This window comes from Bacillus sp. AP8 (assembly GCF_000321185.1).
Lineage (GTDB): Bacteria > Bacillota > Bacilli > Bacillales > DSM-1321 > Bacillus_AD > Bacillus_AD massilioanorexius.
On sequence record NZ_CAPG01000033.1, the window covers coordinates 16,218 to 28,473 of the forward strand.

11 protein-coding genes are annotated in these 12,256 nt (G+C 35.1%); 4 read left to right on the forward strand and 7 right to left on the reverse strand.

The window, feature by feature from the left end:
* Positions 1-295 precede the first annotated feature (295 nt).
* Together BN349_RS07840 and BN349_RS07845 are read right to left on the reverse strand one after the other, a co-directional pair.
* Positions 296-1,318, reverse strand: a complete 1,023-nt coding sequence (locus BN349_RS07840) for a proline racemase family protein (RefSeq protein WP_019241736.1) — start codon at positions 1,316-1,318, stop codon at positions 296-298.
* Positions 1,318-2,490: an FAD-dependent oxidoreductase gene (locus BN349_RS07845; RefSeq protein WP_019241737.1), complete on the reverse strand. Its 1,173-nt coding sequence runs from the start codon at positions 2,488-2,490 to the stop codon at positions 1,318-1,320. The genes BN349_RS07840 and BN349_RS07845 overlap by 1 nt, the downstream gene beginning before the upstream one ends.
* A 417-nt stretch (positions 2,491-2,907) precedes the next feature.
* Here BN349_RS07845 and BN349_RS07850 point away from each other — a divergent pair, with 417 nt between their 5' ends.
* The 4 genes from BN349_RS07850 to BN349_RS07865 are packed head-to-tail and all read left to right on the forward strand — an operon-like array spanning position 2,908 to position 6,534.
* Positions 2,908-4,641 (forward strand): sigma-54 interaction domain-containing protein, encoded by a 1,734-nt coding sequence (locus BN349_RS07850; protein WP_019241738.1) that lies wholly within the window; start codon positions 2,908-2,910, stop codon positions 4,639-4,641.
* 58 nt (positions 4,642-4,699) lie between these two features.
* Positions 4,700-4,969, forward strand: coding sequence for a (2Fe-2S)-binding protein (locus BN349_RS07855; RefSeq protein ID WP_019241739.1), 270 nt, complete (start codon positions 4,700-4,702; stop codon positions 4,967-4,969).
* Positions 4,966-5,301: a (2Fe-2S)-binding protein gene (locus BN349_RS07860; RefSeq protein ID WP_019241740.1), complete on the forward strand. Its 336-nt coding sequence runs from the start codon at positions 4,966-4,968 to the stop codon at positions 5,299-5,301. Before BN349_RS07855 ends, BN349_RS07860 begins: the two co-directional genes overlap by 4 nt.
* 3 nt (positions 5,302-5,304) lie before the next feature.
* Complete coding sequence (locus BN349_RS07865; protein ID WP_019241741.1) at positions 5,305-6,534, forward strand: NAD(P)/FAD-dependent oxidoreductase; 1,230 nt, start codon at positions 5,305-5,307, stop codon at positions 6,532-6,534.
* Between the two features lie 78 nt (positions 6,535-6,612).
* Here the strand turns inward: BN349_RS07865 and BN349_RS07870 are convergent, their stop codons facing one another.
* The 5 genes from BN349_RS07870 to BN349_RS07890 form a co-directional block, all read right to left on the reverse strand.
* Entirely contained in the window at positions 6,613-7,617 is a 1,005-nt protein-coding gene (locus BN349_RS07870; protein WP_019241742.1) for a proline racemase family protein, read from the reverse strand.
* 21 nt (positions 7,618-7,638) lie between these two features.
* Entirely contained in the window at positions 7,639-9,075 is a 1,437-nt protein-coding gene (locus BN349_RS07875; RefSeq protein WP_026089231.1) for an aldehyde dehydrogenase family protein, read from the reverse strand.
* Positions 9,076-9,093: 18 nt separating this feature from the next.
* On the reverse strand, positions 9,094-9,975 hold the full coding sequence (locus tag BN349_RS07880; RefSeq protein ID WP_019241744.1) for a dihydrodipicolinate synthase family protein: 882 nt from the start codon (positions 9,973-9,975) through the stop codon (positions 9,094-9,096).
* Between the two features lie 419 nt (positions 9,976-10,394).
* Positions 10,395-11,393 (reverse strand): C40 family peptidase, encoded by a 999-nt coding sequence (locus BN349_RS07885; protein ID WP_019241745.1) that lies wholly within the window; start codon positions 11,391-11,393, stop codon positions 10,395-10,397.
* A 163-nt stretch (positions 11,394-11,556) separates the two neighbouring features.
* The gene (locus BN349_RS07890; protein ID WP_019241746.1) at positions 11,557-12,195 is read right to left on the reverse strand and encodes an HD domain-containing protein; all 639 of its coding nucleotides are present in this window, start codon (positions 12,193-12,195) and stop codon (positions 11,557-11,559) included.
* Positions 12,196-12,256 lie beyond the last annotated feature (61 nt).

Genomic DNA, 12,256 nt, shown 5'->3' on the forward strand with positions numbered 1-12,256 from the left:
TGCAACTTCCCTCAGTAAGAATCCTCCCACTGATAGGTAGTAAAACAATTACGTTCTATCAGACACATTTTACTTCCATAAAACAATTTTACTCCGGTTTGAATTAGGAAACTTAGTATCAGTTAGAACGGGATAAAAGCCTTTCACAAACTTATAATGCAAAAGTCATGCCAAGTCAAAATTTTCGCTATTTTTCGCTAAAATCATATATCTTACTTTTTAATTGTCAAAATATATGGACACTTTTAGATTTTATACTGTTACGTTTATTTCCATGTCTATTTTCTTTTACATGTTAATGTTCTTTCATCTCTGGTATCAAAAGAAAGCCCGCACCTATATGATCTTCTGGTTGATAGAATAGTTGGTGCATTCCTGTTATCCAAGCAGAACCCGATATCTGGGTAATAACCGCTTGTACATCCGCCACTGAAGTGGTAGTTATTATTTTTCCATTAAATAAACTCCCAACTATACTTTCATGGACAAATACTTCATCAATTTCTATTTGATTATAGGAATATAACGTTGCTAGTTTTGCTGACGTTCCCGTCCCACATGGAGATCGATCAATCCCTCCCGGCGGAACAATAACTGTATTTTTTACGGTAGCTGATGGGTCAGTTGGCTCTGAATAAAATTCTATATGTGTTAAACCATTGATGAACGGAAATTGTGGATGGACTACTTCAAAGTTGCTATTAATTATATCTCTAATTTTGACTGCTGTTTCTACAATAATTGAAGCGTTTTCTGGTAGTAATTCTAAATGTACTGTTTTCGCATCAATAATTCCGTAAAAATTACCTCCGTAAGCTATATCACATGAAATCAAACCAAGTTCTTCTATCTCAACCTCCACATGTTTTAAAAAAAATGCTGGTATATTACAGAAGCTCACATGTTTAGCTTTCCCATTTTCGATGGAGATTTCAACATCGACTAATCCTGCTGGGGTGTCCAATTTAAGTTTAGTGATAGGTTCCTTTAGTTCTACCAAGCCGGCTTCTACTATTGCTGTACAAAAACCAATAGTATCATGCCCGCACATCGGTAAATAACCACCTGTTTCTATATAAATTACACCAAAGTCAGCTTCTGGATGACATGGCTCAACCATTAAAGCTCCCGACATCACGTCATGCCCTCTTGGTTCAAACATAAGAAATTTTCTAATCCAATCTAAGTTTTCTTTCATATATAGCATATTTTCTGCCATCGTTTTCCCTGGTAGCTTAGGAATACCACTCAATACAGTTCTTGTTGGATTACCTCCTGTATGAGTATCTATGGTTGTAAATACTTTAGTAGCTTTCATCATTTCTCCACCCTTTCTTGAAATCGAGTCATTTTAAGTGGTTCAATTGGAATAGACGTATTCTGATTTGTTAACAGTTCGCTTATTACTTTTCCTGTTATAGCAGCAAGACTTATCCCATCTCCTTCATGACCCGCTGCAATATAAAAACCAGGTACTTCATTCACCTCAGAAATGATTGGAAGATGATCCTCAGTGTATGGTCTTAACCCTGCATATGTTCTTATAACAGTCATATCAGCCATTTTGGGGTAAAAACGAAAGGCACGGTTAGCAATCGTTTTAATGACACTATGGTCTACTCCTGTATGAAATCCTACAAATTGTCGGCTGCTTCCAATTAAGAAGTTTTGACTTTCAGTTGGCTCAAACACAAGAGCCACTCCATACTTTTCCGTTTCGGTATCGACAATGCGCTTTCCACCGAACTTCGAGATCAGGTATCCGAATTCCATTACTTTTCGTAATCCCACTGGTTGCTGTCTAGCAGCTACAATGATATGACCTTTTCGCGGAATTATCGGAATCTGGATTCCTACCATTTCTCCAATAAAAGGCGCCCATATCCCTGCAGCATTAACAATTTTTTCACACCTGATTTCACCTTTTGACGTTTGTACTTTAAAAAAACCTACCTCCCTAGTTATTGATGTCACCTCTGTATGAACGGAAATTTTCGCACCATACTCCTTTGCAGAATCAAATAAAGCAAACGTTAACATATAGGGATTAACTGTTGAGTCTGTAGCACATTCAAGTCCACCTAAAATATCATCTGAAAAATATTTAGACTCATGTCTTATATCTTGCTGATTTAACATTTTAAAAGGTAAACCCGCTTCTTTTTGTTGCGTTACCCACCTTTGTGCTGCTAGCATTTCTTCCTCCGTTTCACATACTAAAATACTTCCAGGAGCTCGATACTCGAACGATAGTTTAAGTTCAACACTTAATTGCTGTACTAACTTTTGACTAGCTAATGACATCTGACTATCAAAACCAGGTTCTTTATCGATGGCTAGTATATTTCCATCACATCTTGATGACGTACCACTTGCTAATTCTCCTTTTTCGACAACCATTATCGATAGTCCCAATTTGGCCACATAATGAGCGATTGCTCCACCGATAATACCACCACCTATGACTAAAACATCTGTATAGGTAGACAAAGTGACATACCCCCTTTTATACATTTTCCAAAGAAACATGTAACGTTCTGTGTTTACGAAAAAATAAATTTTCGTAAACTTATTCAAATCGCTAGTTCTAGTGCCTCCTCCTTCCTCTAGATTTGATAGCTTATTATTTAATCATAATTTGCATAGCATCACAGATATGTATCAAAGACTATTCCAAAGGAATGCTGCTACTCACCATACTTGTTTATAACTAGCAGTCTTATATCAAACAGCCATTCAAAAAAAGCTACGCTCATTGTAAATAACAATATGCAAGGAGTGTGCCAAAACATCATCTCTATTTTTTACATTTTTTTCAATTTTTATATGTATTTTATATGATTATGTGTATAATATTTTTAAATTGTATAATGATTTTTACATTGATTTTGAATTAGGGGGTCTTATATGTCAGCATTTAAATTACCTTCAATATCTAGCATGATGTGTAAAGAATTCTTACTCTTTCAGAAAAACGAATTATCAACTGAACAAACACTCCTCTTCAGCTTACAAACACATACCATCTTTTTACAGGACCGTTCTTCTTACTTTATACTCACATCTAATGACTCTCCCAAACAAATTACATGGAAACCTTGCCGAGTTATATCAAGCGATGCCAATATCAATGAATTATTATTTGCCTTAAATAAATACGAAATCGCTATCATTTTAGGTCAATCTAATACATTACTAGGTTTTATCAACTCAAAGATTCTAGCGAATAGTCTCATAGATTCCTATAAATACTTACTTGCCAATTTCGAAACCGTCATAAAAATACTTGATGTATCAGTAACAGTCATTGATCGAACTGGACGAGTTCTTGTTTGGACAGACGGAGCTGAAAAAATTTTTTCTGTGAAAAAAGAAGATATTTTAGGAAAGGATATAACAAACTTTTTTGATATCGATATGCTAGAAATTATGAAAAGCCTAAAAGAAGGAAGATCTATATACCGCCATCAACATCAGCCCCGCTCAGATTTGTACGTCTTAATTAATTCAAACCCAGTATATTTAAATAACCAAATTGTAGGAGCCGCTGTTTCTGAAACTGATATCACAAGCCAAGTTAGATTAAATCAAGAATTATTTAATGTATCTTCAAAAATTCATCATCTCGAAGAAGAAGTTGCCAAGCTTAGTCCATCAAAAGATCCCTTTCATTCTATTAAAGGAAGTACTCCCGCTATTAAACAGACCATTGAGTTAGTCAAAAAAATAAGTACAACCGAAGCAACGGTACTTATTTTAGGTGAAAGTGGTGTTGGTAAAGAGATTTTTGCCAAGGCTATTCATGAATTAAGAGAATCATCTAAAGCCCCTTTTGTCCCTATCAATTGTGGAGCCATACCGCCTACATTGTTTGAAAGTGAGTTATTTGGTTATGAAAAAGGTGCATTCTCAGGTGCAGACTACAAAGGAAAAAGAGGAAAAATCGAATTAGCACGAGGAGGTACGCTGTTTCTAGATGAAGTTAGTGAGCTCCTACTCGAAATGCAGGTTAAACTGTTACGAGTATTACAAGAAAGAAAATATTATTCTGTAGGTGGGACGAAAGAAATTACTGCCGACTTTAGAGTGATTGCAGCTACAAATCGTAATTTAAAAGAACTCGTAAAAGAAGGAAAATTCCGAGAGGATTTATATTACAGACTAAATGTTGTCAGCTTGTCCATTCCTCCATTACGCGAGAGAAAAGAAGATATAATTGAGCTCACACATTACTTTTTATATGAATTTTCTGTTCGATATAGCCGTCCTATACATGGTATTTCTCAAGAAGTCATGCTGCAGTTGTTACAATATGATTGGCATGGAAATATACGCGAGCTTCGAAATGTGATAGAAAGATTAGTCGTATTAGCAACTGATGGCATTATTAAAACAGAAGATTTGCCTTTTTCTCTAAATGCTACAAATCCAGAACCCTATATTCAAACAAAATTAGAAGGCTATGAATTAATTGATGAGTCAATTGGAACTTTATCTGAGGAACTAGAAAAGTACGAAAGAAAGTTAATATTAGAAATACTCAAATTGGAAAATGGTAATAAACAAGCTTGTGCAAGAAAATTAGGTATAACAAGAGCCACTCTTTATAATCGTATGAAAAGACTTTGTATCCCCATCTAATCCCATCATACATTTGGCATAAAGATTGCATATGTAACATGTATAAGGAGGATTATCTATGAAATTCAATGATGTCATTATTTGTAGATGTGAAGAAGTAACTTACAGTCAGCTAGAAAATACAGTAAAACAATATCAATGCTCTTCAAGAGAAGCGAAACTTCGAACAAGAGCAGGAATGGGCTATTGTGGTGGACGAACATGTCGACATCTAATCGATTTGGTCGTTTGTCAGGTAAATAATGAAATAACACCTGACCAAATTCCATTAAAATATCAACCTCCCATTAGACCTATTACATTCGGGAAGTTAGGTGATCGAACATGAATAACTCAAACCGAATTATAGTCCATCCGATCTTAAATGATTTGACTAATAGAAGAACCATCCGTTTTACATTTAATAGGAAAGAAATAGCTGGTATAGAAGGAGATACAATTGCCTCAGCACTACTAGCTAACGGAATTCGTACAATTCGCTTACATGAAGAATCCGGTACACCAAGAGGTATATACTGCAATATTGGGCATTGTTTTGAATGTCGTGTCACTGTCGATGGATTATATGGTTCAAGATCATGTCTGACACTTATTGAAGATGGAATGAAAGTTGAAGGTGGACAAAAGCTCCCTACTCCTCTAAGAAAGGAGGTAAATTAATCAATGTATGATGTTGTCATTGTTGGAGCTGGTCCTGCAGGTCTTTCAGCCGCAATAAAATGTGCCAATTACGGTCTTCAAGTCAAAATTATTGATGAATTTATCAAACCGGGTGGTCGCCTGTTAGGACAGTTGCATGAAGAACCGGATGGTACCTGGTGGAACGGAATAAACGAAGCGAAACATTTGTACCAAACATGCGTAAATCTCGGTGTGCAAATAGACTGTGGAATAGCAGTATGCAATATCGAAAAAAAAGATCATCATTGGAGTATTCATACATCTAATTATTCACTTGATGCTACTAGCCTTCTTTTAGCTACAGGAGCAGCAGAAACAGCCATACCTGTGCCTGGATGGACACTTCCTGGAGTTATGTCCATTGGAGCAGCTCAAGTAATGACCAATATCCATCGAGTAAAGGTTGGACAAAAGGGAATAATCATCGGAGTTAATGTGTTAGCAACAGCCATTGCTCGAGAGTTACAATTAGCTGGAATTACCATTACGAATATCATGCTTCCTAGCTTAAACAGCTTATCCAGGGATAGTGGTCATCCTAGAAAAACGATGGAATCACTGTTAAAAGTAGCTCATCTCGCCCCTTCTCCATTCATTCGATTTGGTAGTAAATTAATGAAATATTCCGTTTTTCAAAACATAGGCATGAAAGCATATCCAAAGAAAGGCATGAAAATGTGGAATATACCCATACACTTAAAAAAGGCAGCGACACAAATTATTGGTGAAGATCAAGTTGAGGCAGTAAAAATCGTAACTATCGATGATGAAGGATTACCTATTCCTGGTACTGAAGAAGTCATAGCAGCTGATTTTGTTTGTATTGCAGGAGGTTTATATCCGTTAGCAGAATTGGCCTCATTAGCAGGATGCCCTTTTTATTTTATTCCCGAACTGGGTGGCCACATTCCCTTACATAATGAAAAAATGGAAACTACACTCGATGGGCTATTCGTGGCAGGAAATATTACTGGAATTGAAAGTGCGAAAGTAGCTATTGCACAAGGAAATGTTGCAGGATTGAGTATTTGCAATTCATTTTTTCCATCGCACAAAAAAATAAAATCAGAGCTAGATGAGGCTATTCAAGCAGTTGAAAACACTAGAAAACTTGCTATCATTCAATTTCATCCAAAAATAGATGAAGGGAGAAGGAAATTACAAAGTATTTGGAATGAAACTATCGAGCGTAAAAATAATTTGACAGTCTAAAAAATTATGCATTGAGAAATGAAAAGGGTATCTACAAAATAGAATTGTAGATACCCTTCGAATATTTGTAAACTAAAATCATTTTAATAAAAATCCTTGATTCAACGGATCTGTCGGATCTACAACAAACTGATGAATACCTGTTAAATAGCTACTCCCTGTAATTTTCGGTACAACCGCTTTATAGTTGTCTACCATTGTCGTTTCTATTATTTCAGCTTGAAATTGACTACCTATTATACTCTCATGAACAAACGTTTCATTCATTTGCATTTCGCCATGATGGAATAAGCTAGCTAGCCTTGCAGCTGTACCCGTACCACAAGGTGAACGGTCAATTTGTTCATCTGCAAAAACAGTTACATTTCTTAAATGAGAATCATTTTTTGTAGCTTCATCTGAAAAGATAACTCCATAAATTCCTTTTAAATCTTTTTCTAACGGATGTTGAACGTTATACTCTTTTTCTATTTGATTTTTAAGCGTAGTAGCTATTTTCTTTAAAAAGGAAAGTTGATTAATATCAACCGTAGTACCTATTTCACTAGCTTTAACTATTACATAAAAAGCACCACCAAAAGCGATATCCACCTTTATTTCCTTATCCAAAACATTTACCGTTATATCATCTTTGTAAACAAATGAAGGAACATTCAAGAAAGAGACAGCTTTCACTTGTACATCCTGACAATCCGCAAAAGCAAGGATTCTACCAGCTGGGCTATCAATTTTTATCGGTCGATTGACCACTTCTTGGGAAAGTACACCCGTTTCAATTAACGCTGTTACAACTGCGATAATACCATGTCCACACATCGTACTTAGTCCTTCATTATGCATAAACAGCACACCAAAATCAGCATCCAAACTTGTTGGCTCTGTCACAATACATCCATACATCCCTTCATGTCCTCTTGGCTCGAACATTAAGGTTTTACGAATATAGTCAAAATGTCCCGTAAAATATTGGCGTTTTTCTAACATTGAACTTCCTATTATGATCGGTATTCCACTCGTAATAATTCGTAAAGGTTCACCTGCAGTATGCGTATCAATCGAAGAATATAGTTTATTAAATTTCATTTTGATAATCCACCTTTATCTTTAAAATGAATATTTAATGGCACATGTTTTTATTGTCGTATAGAAATCCAGTGCTGCTTGACCTTGTTCTCTAGTATGTGAACTTGACTGCTTCATCCCTCCAAATGGAGCTTGATATTCTACACCAGCCGTTTCTTGATTAACTCTTACCATTCCTGCATCACTTTCTTCTAAAAAATGATAAGCCTTCGATAAATCTGATGTAAAAAGTGAGGCACTCAATCCATAAATGGAATCATTACTTAACTGAATGGCTTCGTCAAAATTGCTAGCTTTTAAAATAACCGCTAGCGGTCCAAATATTTCTTCTTGAACCAATGCATGTTTCGGATCTAACCCAGTTACAACCAAAGGTTTAATAAAGTAACCTTCTGTCTCTGCTGATATCTTTCCTTCAACAAGTATTTCCGATTGTTCTTTTGCTAAATTGACATAATGGTTCACTGTATCAAACTGATATTTAGACGCAACAGGGCCTAAATACGCATGTGGATTTAATGCATGTAATATATTTATTTCTGAAACAGCTTTTTTCAATCTACTTAAAAAATCTGGAAAAATAGCGTCTTCGACAATAATCCTACTAGTTGCCGTACATTTTTGCCCTGCTGAACGGAAGGCACCGCTTACTATTAAGGGTACTGCTTGATCTAAATTCGCATCCGAGAGTACAATAGCAGCATTTTTTCCTCCCATCTCAGTTTGATATTTAATATTTCTCTTTGCACATATAGAAGCAATATATGATCCTATTTTTGAAGAGCCTGTAAAACTAATAGCTTGTAAATCCGTTTTTTCAACAAGCGTATTACCAATATGGCTACCTTTACCATTAACGAGATTTAATACTCCTGCAGGGAGCTGAACTTCCTTAAAAATCTCCATTATTTTAGTAGCGGTAAGAGATGCATACTCCGCTGGTTTCCAAATTACTGTATTCCCACAAATTAAAGCTGGTGCAATTTTCCAAATCGGAATCGCAACCGGAAAGTTCCAAGGTGTAATGATTCCTACTACACCCAAAGCTACTCTTTTCGTATATTGATGGACATGTACATCATTTGATGGTATGACGCTTCCATCGGAACGTACACCCTCAGCTCCATAATATCGAAGTAGCTGAATGGCACGGTTCACTTCACCTATCATTTCAGTAATAGGCTTTCCCATTTCACGACTTGCTAGAGTTGCCAATTCTTCAATATGTTTTTGTAGTGCATCTGCCATTTTAAACAAATAATTCGCTCGTATCGGACCTGGTAGTTTAGACCAAGATTTAAATGCTTTTTTTGCTGCACCTTCTGCTTCAAACACATGCTGATCATTAGAATAGTACATGACGCCAACCTCTTCTGTAACATCTGAAGGATTATGAACTACTCTTCCCTCACTCTTAATAGCAACAAATTCTTCTGCAATCCAATTTTTTGTTTCGATTGTACTCACCTCTTTCCATTATTGATGAATAGGAGTTACTGCATTTCCATATGCTTTTTTAATAGCTTCATATACGTCATGCGATAAAGGTAGTCGAGAAGGTCTAGTAGGTCCTACTGGCTGACTAGCTAATTCCATCATATATTTGATAGATTGTACTAATTGTGGATTTGCGTCATAATGAAATAAAGGCAATAATTTTTTGTAAAGTTCCATGCCTTCTTCCATTTTTCCTTCTCTTGCTAATCGAAATAATTCCACACATTGTTTTGGAAGAGCATTAGGTACACCTGCAATCCAACCAGTCGCACCCATTAATGGACCTTCAAAAGAAAGATCGTCTACTCCAATCATTACCTCTAAATCTGTTTTTTCTAATATTTCATGAACACGACGAATATCTCCTGAAAATTCTTTAACTGCAACAATATTTTCATATTTAGATAATTTCACTAATAAATCGGGTGTTAAATCAGTTGGATAATCAAGAGGATTATTGTAAGCAATAATTGGAATTCCAACATTATTTAACGCCTCATAATGAGCAATCACTTCATTTTCTAATGGTCGATAATTTATAGGTGGAAGTGCCATTATTCCTGCTGCACCTTTTTCCAAAGCAAAAGTAGCCCATTTTACAGCTTGTGCAGTAGATGGAGCACCTGTACCAACGACTACTGGTACCCTTCCAGCCACTGCATCAATAACTGTCTCAATCATTTTTTCTCTTTCCTCTACAGTCAATGTTGCATACTCACCTAATGAGCCTGATGGTACTAAACCATCTACTCCTTCTTCAATTAACCAGTTACAAATTTCTGATAGCCTCTTGTAATCTACTTCATAGTCCTCCGTAAATGGTGTAACAATTGCCACATACACTCCTTCAAACTTTTTCATCATGAATCTCCTCTCTTAAATAACTTTTTTTGGTAATACAATTAATCTCTAAAATATTTAATGCAATTTATATGCCAAGAAATGATTAGTGACAGAAAGGCAATACTTATTATGAAATGTATGAATTTTTTTACAGTGTATAGATTCTTATACTTGTCCTTTTTGATAAAAATTGACAATATCCACATCATATAAACAGTTTCTACTACTTAAGCATATAAAAAGAAGAGGAGTCTAAAATGGATTTCCTCCTTTTTAGACACCTCTTCACTTCATATTGTTCTATTATTAAGCTTGATAATTTGTTTGGCTTTCTTTTTGCTTCCTATACAAAAAAGAAAGTTATTCACTTTGAAACAATATAAAAAATGACCTGAGTCTGTTTCTTCTTTTTTCAAATATAGAATGCTAGAAAAGTATTATTTTACTGCAATACCATTATAAACTGCTGCTGAAAAATAGGCTCTAGAAGCAGCATCATTTGATCGATACGTACTGGTTTTAAATCCTTCAGTTCGATCAATAGCATGCATAGTTATAATAGCATCAAAAAAACTTGTAGTTGGTTTAACATCCTTATAAACAGTATGTAAACTAGAAATATTTGTAATGTTAATATTAAAGGCTCTCTTAACAATAGAAGCCATTTGACCTCTAGTCATTGTATCATTCGGCCTAAATGTCCCATCCGAGTATCCATTAATAATTCCTAACTCTTTAATTGAAGCAATGTCTTTAGCGAATGCGCTTGATGGAGAAACATCACGATATGATGATTCATTTTTCGGCTTATGCTTTAAAACTCTGTTAATGATTGCTGCAGCTTGTCCTCTAGTAACAGAATCTTCTGGACGAAAAGTCCCATCATTGTAACCGCTAATAATACCTTGTGCTCCAAGTGTACCTACAGCTGTATATGCAAAATGGTCTTTGTTCAAGTCTGTATATACTACTAATACTTCTTCATTTAAAACTCGTTTTGCACCTGTATATTTCGATTTCCAATAAGAGTTATCTAAGCTTGCAACTAGTACTCCACTATTTGTTGCACTAATAAAATTATTGTTACCTACGTAAATACCAGAATGAGTGATCCCTTTCTTATCATATGTACCGGAGAAAAACACTAAATCCCCAATTTTCAAATCACTCTTTTCAACAGCCTTACCAACCTTATTATATTGGTCATCCGCTGTTCTCGGTAACGATATACCCGCCTGATCAAAAACATAAACTAAGAATCCCGAGCAATCGAATCCTGCCGGTGTATTACCTCCCCACTTATATGGAACACCTATATATTGGTTAGCAATTTTTACAATATCATTACCCGTTACATTAGCTGCATGTGTTTTAGTAATTGGTAAAATAGCAATTAACAGTATAGCAGAAAAAACAAATGATAATAGCTTCCTCATAACAGACCTCCATTCTTCCTATCTTTTAAGCGTTTTTATATTCATATAGTACTAGTTTATCATAAGTCCACAGTGTAAAAACATGACAACTTTACAATATTCGAAAAAATATAGTATCTTTATACCTAATTAAACTATGTATATAGTATTATTTGGAATAGAATTATCTTTGATTCCATTCTGAATAAAACTCTTTCAAAAACGTTTCCATATACCTATGTCTTCTATTCGCAATTTCTTTTGCTGTTTCTGTATTCATTAAATCCTTTAATTTAAAAAGTTTTTCATAAAAATGATTCACAGTATGATTCTTTAGTTCTTTAACCTCTTCTACAGAAGTAAAATTTCTTGGTTCTATATGAGGGTCATAAATTGGTTGATTTCGATAACCTCCGTAAGTAAAAGCTCTTGCAATACCTATTGCTCCCATTGCATCTAAACGATCAGCATCTTGGACAATTTTCCCCTCCATAGACTTTTGCCTAGATTCTGTAACACCTCCCTTAAATGACATCGTCTTAATAATATTCATAATGTCATCTCTTTCTCTAGGTGAAATATTAACAGAAAGAAGATAATTTTCAGTTGCACGAAAGTTGTTATTTGAAAATTTCCAGTCATCTAGATCATGTAATAAAGCAGCCATTTCCACGACAAAAAGGTTTGCCTTTTCTTTAGAGGCAATTAACTTAGCTAAATGATAGACTCGTTCAATATGCCACCAGTCATGCCCGCTTCCCTCTCCATATGACTTTTGCATCACATATTGTTTCGTTTCTTCTACTATTCTTTTTTTATCCATAAAATCCCTTTCCATTCTTAAATTCATATATATTGACCTATATACTTTCATACACTCTGCA

Bases quoted from the DNA above. Each gene is read 5' to 3' on its own strand.
- BN349_RS07840 (WP_019241736.1), bottom strand. From the start codon at position 1,318: ATGAAAGCTACTAAAGTATTTACAACCATAGATACTCATACAGGAGGT.
- BN349_RS07850 (WP_019241738.1), top strand. From the start codon at position 2,908: ATGTCAGCATTTAAATTACCTTCAATATCTAGCATGATGTGTAAAGAA.
- BN349_RS07855 (WP_019241739.1), top strand. From the start codon at position 4,700: ATGAAATTCAATGATGTCATTATTTGTAGATGTGAAGAAGTAACTTAC.
- BN349_RS07860 (WP_019241740.1), top strand. From the start codon at position 4,966: ATGAATAACTCAAACCGAATTATAGTCCATCCGATCTTAAATGATTTG.
- BN349_RS07865 (WP_019241741.1), top strand. From the start codon at position 5,305: ATGTATGATGTTGTCATTGTTGGAGCTGGTCCTGCAGGTCTTTCAGCC.
- BN349_RS07870 (WP_019241742.1), bottom strand. From the start codon at position 7,617: ATGAAATTTAATAAACTATATTCTTCGATTGATACGCATACTGCAGGT.
- BN349_RS07880 (WP_019241744.1), bottom strand. From the start codon at position 9,975: ATGAAAAAGTTTGAAGGAGTGTATGTGGCAATTGTTACACCATTTACG.
- BN349_RS07885 (WP_019241745.1), bottom strand. From the start codon at position 11,393: ATGAGGAAGCTATTATCATTTGTTTTTTCTGCTATACTGTTAATTGCT.
- BN349_RS07890 (WP_019241746.1), bottom strand. From the start codon at position 12,195: ATGGATAAAAAAAGAATAGTAGAAGAAACGAAACAATATGTGATGCAA.